Annotated in this window: 15 protein-coding genes; 1 reads left to right on the forward strand and 14 read right to left on the reverse strand. The window is 42.9% G+C overall.

The genetic code is table 11. From position 1 onward, the window contains the following. Nucleotides 1–57: 57 nt before the first annotated feature. The gene (gene fsa, locus ACE04G_RS22825; RefSeq protein ID WP_076210039.1) at nt 58–723 is read right to left on the reverse strand and encodes a fructose-6-phosphate aldolase; all 666 of its coding nucleotides are present in this window, start codon (nt 721–723) and stop codon (nt 58–60) included. A gap of 38 nt (nt 724–761) precedes the next feature. Continuing rightward, nucleotides 762–2285, reverse strand: a complete 1524-nt coding sequence (gene zwf / locus ACE04G_RS22830; protein ID WP_339304723.1) for a glucose-6-phosphate dehydrogenase — start codon at nt 2283–2285, stop codon at nt 762–764. Nucleotides 2286–2397: 112 nt separating this feature from the next. Between zwf and ACE04G_RS22835 the strand changes: the two genes are divergently transcribed. After that, nucleotides 2398–3282 (forward strand): LysR family transcriptional regulator, encoded by an 885-nt coding sequence (locus ACE04G_RS22835; protein ID WP_036672843.1) that lies wholly within the window; start codon nt 2398–2400, stop codon nt 3280–3282. A 96-nt stretch (nt 3283–3378) separates the two neighbouring features. On the opposite strand, the gene ACE04G_RS22840 is transcribed toward ACE04G_RS22835, so the two are convergent. The 12 genes from ACE04G_RS22840 to ACE04G_RS22895 all read right to left on the reverse strand — a co-directional run bounded on the left by ACE04G_RS22840 (nt 3379) and on the right by ACE04G_RS22895 (nt 16587). After that, on the reverse strand, nt 3379–5394 hold the full coding sequence (locus ACE04G_RS22840) for a chemotaxis protein CheW (protein WP_449004845.1): 2016 nt from the start codon (nt 5392–5394) through the stop codon (nt 3379–3381). Between the two features lie 14 nt (nt 5395–5408). After that, complete coding sequence (locus ACE04G_RS22845; protein WP_449004844.1) at nt 5409–5834, reverse strand: chemotaxis protein CheW; 426 nt, start codon at nt 5832–5834, stop codon at nt 5409–5411. 24 nt (nt 5835–5858) lie between these two features. Then, nucleotides 5859–7448: a methyl-accepting chemotaxis protein gene (locus ACE04G_RS22850; RefSeq protein WP_221820507.1), complete on the reverse strand. Its 1590-nt coding sequence runs from the start codon at nt 7446–7448 to the stop codon at nt 5859–5861. A gap of 549 nt (nt 7449–7997) precedes the next feature. After that, nucleotides 7998–8678: a hypothetical protein gene (locus ACE04G_RS22855; protein ID WP_339177272.1), complete on the reverse strand. Its 681-nt coding sequence runs from the start codon at nt 8676–8678 to the stop codon at nt 7998–8000. Between the two features lie 202 nt (nt 8679–8880). Beyond that, nucleotides 8881–9477 carry a cupin domain-containing protein gene (locus ACE04G_RS22860; protein ID WP_449004843.1) on the reverse strand — a complete coding sequence of 199 codons (597 nt, stop codon included), beginning with the start codon at nt 9475–9477 and terminating at the stop codon, nt 8881–8883. Between the two features lie 137 nt (nt 9478–9614). Beyond that, nucleotides 9615–10571: an aldo/keto reductase gene (locus ACE04G_RS22865; protein ID WP_449004842.1), complete on the reverse strand. Its 957-nt coding sequence runs from the start codon at nt 10569–10571 to the stop codon at nt 9615–9617. A gap of 135 nt (nt 10572–10706) precedes the next feature. Then, nucleotides 10707–11513, reverse strand: a complete 807-nt coding sequence (locus ACE04G_RS22870; RefSeq protein WP_486094861.1) for a helix-turn-helix transcriptional regulator — start codon at nt 11511–11513, stop codon at nt 10707–10709. 423 nt (nt 11514–11936) lie between these two features. Then, nucleotides 11937–13289, reverse strand: coding sequence for a glucoamylase family protein (locus ACE04G_RS22875; RefSeq protein ID WP_221820497.1), 1353 nt, complete (start codon nt 13287–13289; stop codon nt 11937–11939). 290 nt (nt 13290–13579) lie between these two features. Then, on the reverse strand, nt 13580–14056 hold the full coding sequence (locus tag ACE04G_RS22880) for a hypothetical protein (RefSeq protein WP_221820495.1): 477 nt from the start codon (nt 14054–14056) through the stop codon (nt 13580–13582). Nucleotides 14057–14143: 87 nt separating this feature from the next. Further along, nucleotides 14144–14518, reverse strand: a complete 375-nt coding sequence (locus tag ACE04G_RS22885) for a hypothetical protein (RefSeq protein WP_221820493.1) — start codon at nt 14516–14518, stop codon at nt 14144–14146. A gap of 18 nt (nt 14519–14536) precedes the next feature. Next, nucleotides 14537–15280, reverse strand: coding sequence for a hypothetical protein (locus tag ACE04G_RS22890; RefSeq protein ID WP_449004841.1), 744 nt, complete (start codon nt 15278–15280; stop codon nt 14537–14539). Next, nucleotides 15280–16587 carry an SPFH domain-containing protein gene (locus tag ACE04G_RS22895; RefSeq protein WP_221820489.1) on the reverse strand — a complete coding sequence of 436 codons (1308 nt, stop codon included), beginning with the start codon at nt 16585–16587 and terminating at the stop codon, nt 15280–15282. The genes ACE04G_RS22890 and ACE04G_RS22895 overlap by 1 nt, the downstream gene beginning before the upstream one ends. Nucleotides 16588–16774 lie beyond the last annotated feature (187 nt).

The raw sequence follows: 16774 nt of genomic DNA on the forward strand, positions 1-16774 counted from the left end.
GTCCTCCCAATACTCCATTATTTATATAGTAAGTTGAAACGAATGAATGGTTATAGATTATTGTACTGTTTTTTTCCAGTCCGCTGCAAATTTGTCCATACCTTGATCTGTCAGCGGGTGTTTGGAGATTTGTTCAATGACGGAGAATGGAACAGTAGCAATATGTGCTCCAGCCATTGCAACACGTGTAACGTGATCCGGATGTCTTACAGAAGCAGCAATAATCTGTGCATCCAGGTTATGTGTACGGAACAATTCGGCAACTTTGGCAACCAATTGTACGCCATCTTCGGAGATATCATCAAGACGTCCCAGGAATGGGGATACATATGTCGCACCAGCACGAGCAGCCAGAAGCGCCTGGTTCACAGTGAAGATCAATGTTACGTTGGTTTTCACGCCTTTTTTGGTCAAGTAACGGCAAGCTTCCAGTCCCGCAAGTGTCATTGGCAATTTAATCGTAATGTTTTTGTCGCTGTTGTTAATTTTGATCAATTCGTCTGCTTGCGCGATCATTTCTTCAGCAGTAAGGGCATCTGGTGTCACTTCCGCAGAAACGGACTCCACTTCAGGTACCAAACGCAAAATTTCTTCAATACGATCTTCGAATTTCACGCCCTCTTTGGCTACCAAAGATGGGTTTGTTGTTACACCAGACAATACGCCGATTTTGTATGCTTTTTGGATATCTTCCACGTTAGCTGTATCGATAAAAAATTTCATGATTTAATTACCTCCAGATATATTTTTTTTATTTTGGTTTAGAGATTTGCATTAACTGCCAAGGGGATGCTATCTGTAACTACAGACTCCTGATCCGACGACTCATCAAACCACCAGTGGTGACCTTCTTCTTCAAGCATAGTATCTGACTCAGCCGGTCCATAGCTACCCGCAGGATACAGGTGAAGTGGTAACAGATTTTCTTGGAATGCATCCAGAATTGGCTGCACCCACGCCCATGACAATTCTACTTCATCCCAGTGGGCAAAGAAAGTTGGATCACCCAGCAAGGCATCACGAATCAGATTTTCGTAAGCTTCCGCGAGGTCACCTTTATCCGGAGAAAGATCGATATGAACCGGTTTGAATTCACCTTTATTCTCAGGATCACTTGCATTCAGTTGCAATGTCATGCTCTGATCCGGACTCATCTCTATGACGAGCAGGTTTGGCTTGGAACCCTTGTTTTTCAGCACATTTGTCTGTCCTGAAGGTTCTTTGAATTCAATCACGATACGTGTTGATTTCTCCTTCATTCTTTTACCCGTGCGAATGTAAAACGGAACACCGCGCCAGAAGAAATCATCAATTTGCAATTTGGCAGCAATGAATGTGTCATTCATCGTATTCTCGGCTACGCCCGGTTCAGCAGCATACGCATTTACCGGTTTACCTTGAATGTTACCTTCTGCATACTGTCCACGAATGATGTTTGCGCCCACAGTTTGTTTTTGTAACGGCTGAATTGACTCCATAATGTGTTTTTTCTTCAATCCAACTTTTTCGGAAGTACTGTTGTATGGAAGCTGAATCGCCATCATCATGAGCAATTGCAACATATGATTCTGGAACATGTCTCGCACTGCACCAACATGATCGTAATAGGATGCACGTTCTTCAACACCTACAGTCTCATTCGCCGTAATTTGAACATTGGAGATGTAACGGTTGTTCCATAATGCCTTCATGATTGGGTTACTCTGATGCAACGTCTCCAGACGCTGTACCATCGGTTTGCCCAAATAGTGGTCAATCCGATAAATCTCTTCCTCGGTAAAAGATTCGCTTAATTTGCGATTAAGGTCTCTGGCAGACTGCAGGTCGTGACCAAATGGCTTCTCGATGACGAGACGTTTCCAGCCCTCTGTGGAACCCAGTCCACTTTCTTGAATGTTCTCGGCAATCGGTTCGAAAAATTCCGGACCAACCGAGAGATAAAACAAGCGATTGGACGGAATGCCAAGCTCAGCTTCTCTTTGTTCAACTAATCCTAACAGCTTTATATAATCTTCCTTATGGCTTATATTCAATACACTGTAGCGGAAAGCTTTCACAAATGACTTCACAACTTCAGGATCAGCCTGGCGTCTGGAAAATTCATTTAATGATTTTTCCACTTGTGCCTGAAAGAATTCATCAGACCACTCTCTACGCCCCAGACCAATCAATGAGAAGGTTTCAGGAAGCTTCTGCTCAAGATATAAGTTATATAAGGCAGGATATATTTTTCTTTTGGCTAAATCGCCAGTAGCACCAAATAAAACAATGGTAGTTGGTTCCATCTCACCGTTCTCCTTCCAAGTAACTCTGGTTTCTTTGTTGTAGTTACACTATAATACGTTTTATAGCCATACAAGTAATTAATATATTTCACAGGAGCTATAGACCACATCTATGACGACAAATTACGAACTATATAAAGTCTTTTATTGGGCCGCCAAAACGGGAAGTTTGACACAGGCTGCGAAAGCACTGTATATCACTCAACCCAGCGTCAGTCATGCCATTAAGCAATTGGAAGAGAGCTTTGGTCTTACCTTGTTTTATCGAAATTCCAAGGGTGTAGCGCTGACACAGGAAGGTGCCAGTCTATACTCCTATATTGAACAATCCCAGATTCTGATCTCACTTGCGGAAGAAAAAATGGCCGCACTGAAGAATCTCGACAATGGTGAACTCCGGATTGGTGGCAGTGACTCCCTGTTCAAGCATTACATGCTGGCGTATCTAGAGGAATTCCACACCTTGTACCCTAACATCAAGCTGCATCTAAGTCATGGAACCACGCCGGAAGTGATTACCTTTCTGAAAGAAGGCAAGATCGATCTTGGTGTTGTTCGGATGCCCATTGTTGATCCACAGCTAGAAGTCAGGGAAAGTATTCAGTTGAAGGACTGTTTTGTAGCTGGGGAACGTTATGCTCAGTTGAAGGGTAAAGTCATGACACTTGAGATGCTTCTCGAGCATCAACTTATCCTCTTCTCCCGGAACAGCCGGGTTCGGATGGCTATTACCGAGTTGTTTAACAGCTATAATTACACGTTGAAACCTGAGATTGAGGTTGGTAGCGTTGATCTGTTGATTGAGTTTGCGCGTCGAGGACTGGGGATCTCCTATGTCACACGTGAGTTCATCTCCAAAGAGCTGGAGGAAGGTTCTCTCTTCGAAATTCAGCTTGATGTCCCGCTCCCCCCTTCCCATGTGGGGATTATGACCAAACGTAATATGCCAATTTCTCTGGCTGCCAACCGGTTTATGGATCTCATTTTCAAATCCTGAGTGATCACAATGTCAAAAGGTACAACAAAGAGCCCACCATCCAGTTATGGATGATGAGGCTCTTTGGCCTGCATCATGTTTGTTTTTATCTAACAATTAAAGACTCACCAGATAGGACGCGTCCAAGATAAGGGCAACCTTACCATTACCGAGAATCGTTGCGCCAGATAGATGGTTCATCGCTCCCAGATACGTACCTAGCGTCTTAATAACGACTTCCTGATTTCCTATAATCTCATCTACTGCGTAAGCTGCAATTTTATCAACGGAACGCACGATCACCAATGGAATGGTTTTGGATTTACGGTCCGTTCGTGGATAGTTGAGCCTGTCGCATAGTCGGTGAAAAGGTACAATTCGTCCATGATTCAGGATGGCTTGTTGCCCCTGGATCATCTGAATATCTTCAGGTGAAATTCGAACAATCTCAGCAACATTATACATCGGCAAGATCAGAACACGACCCGATACTTTGACTAACAGACCTTTAATAATCGCCAAAGTAAGTGGTAGACGAATCGTAAACGTGGTGCCAACACCAACCTCCGTATCAATATCAATGATACCGTTGAGCCGTCCGATCTGGCTACGCACGATGTCCATTCCAACACCACGCCCCGATACTTCACTGACAGAAGAAGCTGTGGAGAAACCGGGCTCAAATATGAGATGGACAGCTTCCTGTGTTGTTAGACGTGCAGCCTGTTCCTCACTAATGATACCTTTGCCCAAGGCGGAAGCTTTGATCTTCTCACCATCGATACCTTTGCCATCATCCGAATAACGAATGACAACATGATTTTCTTCATGAAACGAAGTTAATGTAATACGTCCTTTGAACGGTTTACCGTTCTCCGCCCGAACCTCTGCACTTTCAATGCCATGATCTGCACTGTTGCGGATGAGATGGATCAGCGGGTCACTCAATTCTTCAATAATCATCCGGTCAAGCTCAGTCTCTCCACCTTGGATAACCAGTTCCAGATCCTTACCCAGCTTCTGAGAAAGGTCACGAACCAATCTCGGGAAGCGACTGAATAGTTGATCAATGGGTAACATCCGTGTCTTCATTACACCTTCTTGAAGTTCCTTGATCACCCTGCCCATATGATCGGATACACCACTAATACTCTGGATGAGTGTAGAAGACTCCTTACGCGCGCCCGATCCACTCAGATCTGCAAGGGATGTTTGATCAATTAACAGTTCACCGACCAAATTCATCAAATGGTCCAGACGCTCAACATTCACACGAACTGTAGGTTGAGCAGCTTTCACTTTCTCATCCGAACCAGTTGTATTCACGGTAGGCAAGCTTGGTTTCGTTTGCTCTGTTTCAGAGATTAATTCAAGTGGTGCAGAAGTCGCTGCAACCTCATTGGATTCCAGCAGATATGGATCGATCTCCAGCCTATGAATATCCGAGTCTGAAGACAGCTCTGTCTTAAGCTGCTGTGGGTCCTTCGATGTTGCTACGATGATGATGAACTGACCATAGTGATCATCTTCATTCTGCGCGCCCGGTTGGCTCTCCATGAGCGAAGTAGCGACAAGCGTACCACAGATGTCCTCAATACGTTGTCGCAAAATATGATATCTGGCCGCTTTCATCATGCACTTCTGCTCCAGCACAATATGAAGGGACAATAACTGCTTGCCTGATACAATAGCCACCTGTGCCATAACCGATTCTGCTGGTTGCAATTGAGGTACTTTAAGTTGCCCGACTACTGCCGGGGTCTGAATTAAATCCTTTATTTCTCGTACTACCGCTCGAAAGTCCGCATAGGCTTCCCCACGGATGTACTGATCACGAAGCACCTTCATGGCGTCCAAAGAGCGGAACAACGTATCAATTAGCTCCGAAGTCATCTCCGGTTTTTTCTCCCGGACCCATTCAAGAGCATACTCCACTTCATGCGTGAGGTCGCTTAATTCACGAAAATCCATTGTGGATGCCGATCCCTTGATGGTATGGGCTGCCCGAAACAGCGTCTGAACCAGCTCTACAGAAGGCGTAAGCTCCAATGCCAATAAAGACTGATCCATACGTTCCAGTTGATCATTCAGTTCTTCGATAAAGATGTCACGGTAGGCAGACAAATCCATCATTCGTATATACCTCCCTAACCGCCCAATATTTCGTCCAGTTTCAAAATGTCCACAAGCTTGTCTTCCTGTTGACCCACACCATGGAATAAATCTTCACGGTTACGACCATATCCGCCAGTTGGCGGATGTATGTCCGAATATGTGGTTACCTTGTTCACGCGATCCACGATCAAGCCAATATATTCTTCCTGATGTCGAACTACGATAATACGTGTGGCTCTGGTGTCCGGTTCATCCGGCATACCCAGCAGGTTCCGCAGACTCATCACACATACAACCTTGCCACGCAGATTAACTACCCCTTTGATCTCTGGGCGGCTGAATGGGATATCTGTAATGCTGAGCATTTTAATAATTTCGTGAATTTCTTCAATTCGAATGGCACAGGTCTCTGCACCTACAGACAGTTCAATATATTGTTCCTTCTGAAGTGAAGACATCAATTCACCCTCAATTCAATTTTATTAATTTGTTTTGAAGGCCGCTGCCGAATTTGCCAGCTCTTCCGCCAGATGTGCCAAAGACTGGCACGTTGCCGCAGTCTCTTCCGATGCAGCCGCGGATTCCTCACTGGAAGCCGAGATGGATTCAACAGAGCTCATCACCTCTGCGGCTTGGGCTGCTTCTTCTTCACATGCAGCAGCAATTTCGTTTACTTTCTGTGAAGAGTTATTGACCATATCAATGATCTGATCAAACGCCTGTCCAGTCATGGAAGACTGCTCAACACTGGCTGCTACGGCTTGCACACTTTGTCTCGTATTTTCCTGCATTGCTTTGATGATGGCTGTAATTTCTTTGGTCGCCTCGCCACTTCGTTCGGCAAGCTTCCGGACTTCATCTGCGACTACGGCGAACCCTCGTCCTTGTTCTCCGGCACGTGCCGCTTCAATTGCAGCATTCAGCGCGAGCAGATTGGTCTGCTCAGCGATATCGTCAATCACTTCAATGATGTCACCGATTTTACGAGAATCATCTTCAAGCTTGGTCATTTTTGTATTAACAGCCTTCATACCTTCCAATGAAGTCTGTACAACAAGTCCACCTTCACGGGCAGTCTTCACCGTATCGTTGGACAGTTCAGCCGCTTCTTCCGCACTTGCAGCGACGGAGTTAATGGCAAGTGAAAGCTCCTTGAACAATTCGGAGATATTTCCCGCCTCACTGGATTGGCTCGTGCTGGTGCTCGCAATTTCCTGTGTGCTGGCTGAGATCTGTTCCGAAGAAGCAGCAACACTTTGGGAGTTCATCACGATATTGTTAATTAACTCTTTCAGATTGTCGACCATACGATTCAGAGCTGCGGCCAGTTGACCCACTTCATCTTTGCTGGAAATGTCTGACTGGAGAGTCAGATTTCCGTTAGCGACTTCCGTTGCCAGACCCAACATGGCCATGAGTGGCTTGGAAATGGAACGAGAGATAATGTAACCGATCAGAATACTGAAGAGTACTGATGCAACAACCATAACAATTGTAACGGTAAAGGCCGTTGTGTAGGCTTCTTCAGACTTCGTGTTAGCCTGATCTGCCAACGTTACATTAAGATTCACCAGGTCCGCGAGTGTTTTTACAATCTCATCACCAGGTGATTTCAATGTCGATTTCAGGAATTCAATAAAAGCTGCATCATCCTCTGATAGCGCCATAGTGACGCCTTGATCATAAAGTTTCATATAGCTACTGTATTGGGTATCTAACTTACGAAGCAATTCCGTTTCTTCCGGGGTAGTCGCAAGAGGACGGTACGTAGCAAGTCGCTCCTCCATGGATTGACGAATCGTGGCAATATTTTCTGTAATTCTGGTCTGTTCTGCTGCTACAGTTTCGAAATTCAAATCACGTACGTTAACTCGTAATCTCTGATAATCAACCTGAGCTGAAGAGAGCTCACGAACTGAGATTAGATTGTTGTTATACATCTCTTGCATTCGTTCATTCGTACTTCTCAATGTTACTACAGAGTAGACGCCAAGCGCCGCAAGGATTATCGACACAATTAAAAACGCTGAGATAATCTTTGTTGCTGTTTTCAAATTCCCAAACCACTTCATGTAATCTCCTCCTAGGCATCGTAGTGTCCAGTTATGTATATAACGCTTGGTAAACCCTTCTCTAGGTCGCGCTCCAGACAACTTACGATCTATTTCGACATAAATATATTAAAACTGAATAGGAGATTTTTATTTCTATAAATTTGCACTATTATGAATTTTTATTTCAGATATAAAGAATCTTCTTTTTAATATAAATTATACTTTTTACCTATTAAATCTCATTTTTTATTTACATATATACGTATAATCCAAATTCTGCATCGACTTACACTTACATCTCCATACAAAATTTCATGTGACATGATCTTCTTATATTTACATAAGAAGTTATATAGTTCATACGTATAACAAATATCATTTTCCATGCAAAAAAATGATGTATTTCTCTGTACACACTCAATACTTCAAGACTTAAGTCTAATAATAGCTCACCCATTCTGAGTCTATTTTCCCATAAAAAAAACCAAACCCGAATCAACAAAGTTTGGTTTTGAAGCGAAAAAAATATACTTTAAATTAATATAAAACCCGTTTAAAATTAATTACTTATGTGTTATATAACTGCTCCAGTTCAATTAAGCGGTCCTTGATCCTGTGCGGAATAATACCAAACAGATTATCCCACGTCATAAACATCTCCGGTTTTAGTAGATATTCTTCAAACTCCATGGTAGGTACAAATGCTTTGGTCGACAGATAACGCTCTACCTGAGCATTGATCTGTTCATTCGTTTCAAAATAATCTTGAAACAACTCATTCACAAGCAGCCCATCACATCCAGCTTCGGCACCTGCTGCACTATACAGGTTTGGCAGTAACTCAAATACAACCGGAAGTGGCGAGAAAGCATGTTTGCCAGGCTGCGAGTACAGACATACATGACGTCCAATCACATTGACCCGTTCCTTCAACAATCCGCGCAGCACCTTCCCATGAAAGCTGGCTTCACAGTCTACTACCTCTCCGTCATGACCCACATAAACCCATACATGTTCCATTTCATACAGATGTCCAATCTCATAATCCCACCAGATTGCATATTCAATTACATATTGTACTGCCTCGGTCGGAAACTTAATGTCTCTTCTGAACGATGGTGAAGGCCCAGATTGATGCAACACAGAAATGCCAACAAAATCAGGATAAAAGGGTTCGGCTCTGTCAAACATCAAAATCGGTGCATAACTCATTGCAGTTTCAAGCGTATTCAGTTCTGATATGTTCATTCATGAGTCCTCCGTTTTGTTGGATGTTCATACTATATTAACAGAGAACGTAACACACTGACTCAGGCTTTTAAATTATTTTCTAATATAATGTCAATCCCCTGGACTTCATACAATTATTACATCGACACATCAAAAAGCCTGCAACTGTTATTCTCCAGTTACAGGCTTTGTACTTTGATCATGAATAAGGAAGCTTGAATTAAGACTCCTGTTTATTGGATGGTGACACGGACGTCTTGGAGGGTGAAGTCGATTGATCAGAAACCTGCGTATCACACCCTATTGGAGGGCCCAGAATCGCATCATTTTTAATAGAAGCAACAGCTCTCGCATATGCCTCCTCATCCAAACAGTACGCACGGTGAGCCACCTCCGGCGGTGTAGCTGCCAAGAAATCCGCTCCAAACACAATATCAGGCGTTGGTTGATCGAAGATTGTTAATACATATACATCATCTGTCTCAGCGACAAACCAGTGAAACCAGCCTTTCGGAAATACCACAACCTGCCCTGGTTTCAGACGATATGTCAATCGTTCACGCGTAAACGGATTAAAGACTGATGCTGTAACTTCACCGGTGATGACCACAACTATCTCCGTGACATTGGTGTGCCAGTGCGGCTGCACGATGATTCCTTTGCTTAAGTACACGTTGAAGAACCCATTCGCAATGGTCGGCAGCTGTTCTCCAAACAACTGGGTTACATAGTTGCGTGAATCCCTCTGATAATTGACAACCGCATTGGAATCGGCTGCCAGCGGAACATTCGGGGCTTGCAAAATCGGATTTATCATACGATCATTTCTCCTCCTTGGGCATACATCTCATTGTTGTACTGTATGCCGGAGAATAGAAAGATAATACCGTTGACACATGTTATATAGTGTTTTAATCCTGAACTTTAGGTTGCTTGGCATCATGTATAAACAAACTAGACTTGACCAGGGAATCTGCCTCCAGCTGCAATGCCTTGAGGTGATATGTGATCGATCTGGTTCATCTCATCATCCGTAAGCGAAACCTGCAGCGCTCCTAAGTTCTCATGAACTCTATCCAGGTTGCGAGTCCCCGGGATCGGAACGATATGTTCTCCCTTTCCAAGCAACCAGGCCAGAGCAAGTTGAGAGACTGTACATCCTTTTTGCTTAGCCATCTCTTGAATCAAGCCAACTACCTCCAGGTTTTTCTGAAAGTTCTCACCTTGGAAACGCGGATAGTGACGACGATAATCATCTTCCGGCAGATCTTCTATTGAACGGATCTGACCTGTCAGGAAGCCACGTCCCAATGGGCTGTATGGAACCAAGCCAATGTTCAATTCATGCAGGATAGGCATAATCTCATCCTCAAGCTCTCGACTCCATAATGAATATTCGGTCTGCAACGCTGTAATCGGATGAACAGCATGTGCACGCCGAATGATCTCTACTGGCGCTTCGGACAAACCAATATATCGAATCTTCCCCTGTTGAACCAGATCGGAAAGTGTGCCTACCGTCTCTTCAATGGGTGTATTCGGATCAGGACGATGTTGATAATACAGATCGATATAATCCATTCCCAGATTGTAGAGACTCGCATCTACTGATTTTTTGATGTAGGCTGGATCTCCCTTGGGGCCCTGCGTGTGTGTTATACCAAATTTGGTGGCAACGATTGCCTTGGATCTTCGACCTTGAAGCGCGCGCCCAAGCAGTTTTTCATTCCCTCCAAATTGCTGTTTTTCATACGCTCCGTACAGATCCGCCGTATCAAACATGGTAACTCCTGCATCTAGCGCGCCCTGAATGGTATGTACCGATTCGTCATTATCTGGCATCATCATCACACCCAGGCCGAGCGCAGATATTTGTAATTTATCATTTCCCAGTGTTCTTGTTTTGAGCATGTGGCTCCCTCTTTTCATCTTGAAATAGAAACGTCAACTAGATACGTATGAACTTGAGTTCATTCTATTTCACTCCCGAGATCCCAACCACACTCTGTTTATGCTAGTAAAGAAATTACCAGTTTGATCAATTTTCTATATGGCAACAGGAACGTAAATACAACAATGAATGCCTGATTGACTGTTCAGATTATTCATGGAAAAGATATCGTATGCATGCACAACGCCATCTGCCCGATCTGTCGTTTCAAGCAGCACACGATTGACTTGTTTGAACTCAACTTGGTGCAGGTTCCAGATCGTTCGGAAGTCCACGCTTTCTTCACTTAATTGTTTCACGATTCTGCTAAATTCGGGGTCGCTCGTATACTTGTCATAATAAGTACGGAATACCGCTACCGAGTGCCGCGCGAATTCCTCCCAGTTGTGCATACGCTCCCTGAGCGCTGTATCCAGAAATAAAATCCGCATCATTAAACGCTCATTCACATTCATCGACGAGAAGTTGAAGAGGTTCGTATCTGCAGCTTCATTCCAGGCAAGTACCTCAGAACGTTCATTGGTAATAAAGGAAGGATGGGTCAACTGACCAATAATACTCTGCCAACCTGGCTCCAGTTGCGAATACGAAGCAAGGAATTCATGTTCCGTATTAGGGTCCCATAAGTCAAACAGATGACTCTTCTCTTCCGGGGTTAAACGGAGCGCATCCGCTATACTCTGCATCACTTCACGTGAAGCAGCCAACTCCCTGCCCTGTTCGAGCCATGTGTAATACGTTGCACTGACACCAGCCAACACCGCTACTTCTTCCCGCCGTAGACCGGGTGTTCTCCGCTGTCCATAAGATCCTGACAATCCAACTTGTTCCGGTTGAATGCGGCTTCTCCGTGATTTCAAAAACTCACCCAGTTTTTTGTTACGGCTCATACCTGTATCCATAGACATCGTTCCTTTTTTATAAAAGTATTCAAGCCTTTTCGACTCTATCCCAAAATGGCAGTCTCTGAATGACTTTGATATAATTCATCTATTATTACTTCTGCAGAGTACTTGGTTTACAAGTAGCTTAGCATCGAATGGTGCAGAACAAAAGGAACATCCATGATCCCCGAAGTTGGTGATGTGTACTGTGTGGACGGTCACGGAGCAGGAATGCGAACATTTGCTGTTTATTTACCTCTCCAATCCGTATTGTCTTCAAGTTTTGATGACTATTTCATCAAGTGAACGGCAAGCCATTGCGCTATGATTGTCCAATTAACTTAAAAAAGGCCCGATGGTCGACAAATGCAAATGGAACGAAGCAGAAAACACGCTGCTTCGTTCCATTTGAACAATCGGTATAACAAGTTCTCCTCTCCTTCATTGGATGGAAAACACTTCTTTTTTCAATAATTCTTCTGGCGTCTGCCCTATCACATCACTGTGAAAATAATCGCGTATAACTCCATCTTGAAGATAGTTGGCAATCGACACCATAATCATCCCTTGATCCAGTGCCAGATAAGCTTTTGCAAGTTCTCCCGTTTCAACATTGACTGAGTCATAGAACCCATGTTTGCCAAACATTTTGAAGCTCTTTAAAGCTTTAATGTTCTTTCGAACAGCTTCTGGGGCATAATCCAGAGCAAGGAATGTTGCGTGTGCTGTTACCGTTGCTCCATCTTTGTAACCTGAGGTACCTAACGGCGTTGCTGCAAACTCACTGTAACCTGTCGGAGTGGCAGAAGGTGAGAAGCCCCATGCGGCATACCCTTTTTCTTTGGCGTATTCGATCTGCAATTCGACATGACGCTGATTGTTCAATCCCAAAGCTTGAGTACCCAGGTCTTTTTCCTTTATGACCATACCGGGCATAAGAGCTTCAAACATGCTGCCTCCCCAGCTTGGTACGAACTTTTTATCCTTGTATACATAACTTCCTTCAAACACATCCACTCCATCGTACTTAACGGATTTGCCTTGAGGAATCTGAGCTTGCCAATCCCATTCTTGAGGTAATGTGCGATACATCTTCCACCAATGATCTTGAGGAACGTCACCTTTCCCAATAGCAATATAGCTGCCTACACGTGGTTCCGTATAAAACATCCCATAATGGTGGTCCGTCAGCGCTCCTTTAGCCACATCATAACCGCCGCGGAATTGGCCGACTTCAGGATCATATAGCGGAGTATAATTCATATTTGTAACCAACTTGCTTGTTTCCCCATGAAGTTCTTCATAGGCTTGCCCAACAACAATTAAACCAGCGGATAACCAGCCATTATCGACTTGGGAAATAAATTGGCCCCAATCTTTCTTCACCGAACCGTCATCTGTGTTATACCAGTTATAAAATAGACCGTTCCACTTTTCTAACTTCTCGAGGGAATTTATAGTCGTTTGCAGGCGATGTACAGCTTCTTTCTTCGAAATAATGCCCAATTGTTGCGCTGAAACGGTACTCATCATATACATTGCGATGTTTGTGGGCGAGGTACGTTTAGCTTCTTCTGTCTCGTTTTCAGTGTGCCGTACTTCATCGTAAGTCAAGCCAGTGTTCTGATCCGTATAGTCCTCAAAAAACGTATAGGTCTTATATGCAATCGCTTTCAATTCTGCTCGAAATCCAATTAAATGGTTTGAGTTACCTGCTGAAGCCATAGGAGTTAAAGCTAGATTAGCTAATAGACAAAAAGTTAAAATGAAGCTGAATTGTTTTACTTTTTTCATGATTTTCTCCCTTCAAATGGATTCGAAACGTTTCGTGTATATGTTATCATAATTTTCCCATTTCCGTAAACAAGAAAATAGAACGCTTACAAGCGCTGAATATAATATGGATTATTAATAAATGTGAATTCGAAACGTTTCATTAAAGGGACCACATTAAGGCAACTCACGTGGAATTATATGACGATTTGATCGTTTGAGAGTCTTTTAGAGATTCTAAATTGAAGAGATAAAAAGCCTGACTCCATAGGAATCAGGCTTAATCCTTCTCGTATCCATTCTGAACCGTTCTAAGTTGCTACAACTGTTGTTCCACAATACTCGCAATCCGTTGATTGCTTAGGAAGCACTTTTGCCTTCGCCCCACACCCCGGGCAACTCACTGAAACAGGCCTTTGTGGCTCTTCAACTTTTTCATCGGCTTTCTCTTCAGTGTTTTCCTTATCTGAAAAATTGATCTCTGTATAGTTAATTGTATTATGACTACTGTAACTCACGGTGTTGCTATTGTAACTTGAATAAGTATGCGGATTCACATTTTCGCGATCAAGATGACCTCCATAGTCTCCTCCATAAAACTTTCGTTCCGGGACACGTTTTTTCCTAAGCAATTTAATACCAAAATATAAAAACAAAAATTCAACGATCATAAATCCAGCCATAGCAATGAGATTTTTAGTACCTCTGAAATTATTTGCATTAAACATGGCAATCGGGATCGCAATGGCATAAAACATAAAAAAGAGTCCAAATAACTTCCTTAACAACACGATTCCTCCTTAAAACATCACACTACACCTAGCTGTGTATATTACAAGTATCCGTAAAAGAAGTCATTGAGTCAGCTATGCAGTTTAAGAGATCCTCATTGTCGTTCCACAATACTCACAATCCGCAGACAAAGTAGGATATACCTTTACCTTGGCCCCACACCCTGAACAATTCACGGCTACAGATTCTTGAAGTTCATCTTTCTCTTCATATTTCTCATTATGCTGATCTTCGTAATATTGATTATCATTAGAATTGTGATGGTATTGATCAGTGTTAGAACGAGATTTAGGTCGACCACACATTTTAATTCCCGTAACAAGTACGATAACCCCTGGTATAAAAAACACAATTGTACTAAAAATGGCCATCTCCGTTCCTTCAGACAGCATGATTAAAGAGAACAGGATCGTCAGACACGAAATGATAATTAATATAATTCCAAAAAATCTTTTCACGGCATTTCCTCCTGCAATTTATGATTTGCTTGTCATAATCTGTTGATTGCGCTCTTTCAAACGGAACCTTAACTGGGATAGTTGCGAAGCAAAACGTTCACTATTTACCAATTCCCCTGCTTCGTACTGATTTGCAAGCTCACTGTTCATCAACTCAATGTCCAGCAAGATCTGGCGGTCATTTTTCTCAAGGGAATCCGGAGTGATTGGGTCACTATACTTTACAAGTTCAATTAATGACTGAACGGTTTTGCGCTCCTCTTCCACAGTTAGGACGGAATGTTGCACCATGGTATGAAGCAATTGCTGTAAGGCTTTTTCGATTAATTGTAAGTTTGCGATTTTTGTATGTTCATCTGTTTCATGACGGCGCGCACTCTGAATATAGATCATAATGATTCCGCACAAAATAATTGCGATCGCAATCGTTACCGTGTGTAACAATACGAACCAACGAAGCGCATGATCTGCTGAACCTGTTAACAACGTGTAGATCATCACACAAATCAGATAAATAACCAATACTACACCTAACGCTGTGTAACCTGGAACAAACCGTTTAAACCGATCCATATTTTGCATGATGAACCGTGCGTAGATCCAAATTGCCGTAATCGCTACATAAGAAGCAACAAGATTCATCCAAAAAGAAAACGATAGAAGCGCATGATTAAACACCGTAAAAGAAACGATTGACGATACTAACATGCATATCAAATAGACGACATCCAAAATCAAGAGATTGCTCCGTTTTACCATCACTATGCCTGTCCTCCTTCTTGCAGATTGTTTCCGCAATCGAGACAGAACTTCTGGCCGGGTTTTACTTCATGTTGGCACCGACTACATTTCAAGCTTAAACTTGTGCCACAGTTGCCACAGAATTTTGTATGACCGGAATTCATATGGTTACAGTTAGGGCATGGGCTAGGCATCGGTTGATGACATTGGATACATTCCAATGCGTTCTCCGCATTATCCGCCCCACATGATGGACATGCATGGTATTTGTCACCACAGTTAGGACAGAATTTGGTTCCCTGTGGCAAGGCATGTCCACAATTGTTACAATCAGTTGTCGCTGCGGATTTTTCAGCTAATGAATTGCCACATTTGCTGCAAAAAGCGCTGTTCTCCTGGTTCGGATGATGACACTGCTTACATATACTTACTGCAGGCGTTTCCTTCGTAGACATCACTTTAGACATCTGGGACATCTCGCCACTGAAAGAACCCCCTAGACCAACTCCCATCCCCATACCAAGCCCTGCGCCCATGATGTCTGACTGCATGCTTCCTTCATTCTTCGCTGCACCTTCAAGCGTATCAAACGAACGTTCTTGCTGATATGTGTACCCAATAATATCCATCTCAGCTTTGCGTGCCAACGCTTCTCTTAATCGAATGACGGAAGGGTCTTCTTCAGGCAGATTAACATTGTGAATATACAGGTTGATTAACTCAATACCAAATTCTTCAAAAGTAGAAGCTACCGTATCTGCAAAATGTCGTGATATCTCGGCGATATATGCATTGATCTCCAAAACACTTACTTTTCTATGTATTAGATATGATGACAACATGGAGTTAATATTCATGATAATCAACCCACGGAAGTAATTAATCATATTAGCTTGGTTAAATTCAGGCAGTGTTCCCACAAGCTTGACCAAAAATTTTCGTGAATCCGAGATTTTAATTCCCATTTGTCCAAATGTTCTTACGGGAACAATAATATTATACTTGGGATCCTGGATCTGAATCGGATTCGCCGTTCCCCATTTAACGTCCAATGCGCTTACTTGATTGACATACCATACTTCTGCTGCAAAAGGTGACTTTCCTCCGAACGGAAGGTTAACGAGACGGTTCAAGATTGGGATATTCGCAGTACTCAGCGTATGCCTTCCGGGTCCAAACATATCAAGCGCTCTTCCATCCTTGAAAAGAATTGCTTGTTGAGATTGATTCACAATTAACTGAGTCCATGTTCCCAGTTCAGTCTCGGGATGTTTCCAAGCAAATACATCAGGTGAGCCATCATACTTAATTACGTCAATAATCGCCATGTTTAATTCCTCAATTCAGTATTAGATTACTATAATTTACTATAAAGTTTTTTTGCTAAAACACTGATTCTACACTATTTCCTATATTTAATTATCTTTCATCTACTTGTTCCATGTTTAGGCATTGATATTTTACCATTTCTAACCTTAATACGCACTAACATAGTTCATTTTTCATATGATATTT

It is taken from the genome of Paenibacillus sp. AGC31, from assembly GCF_057334655.1.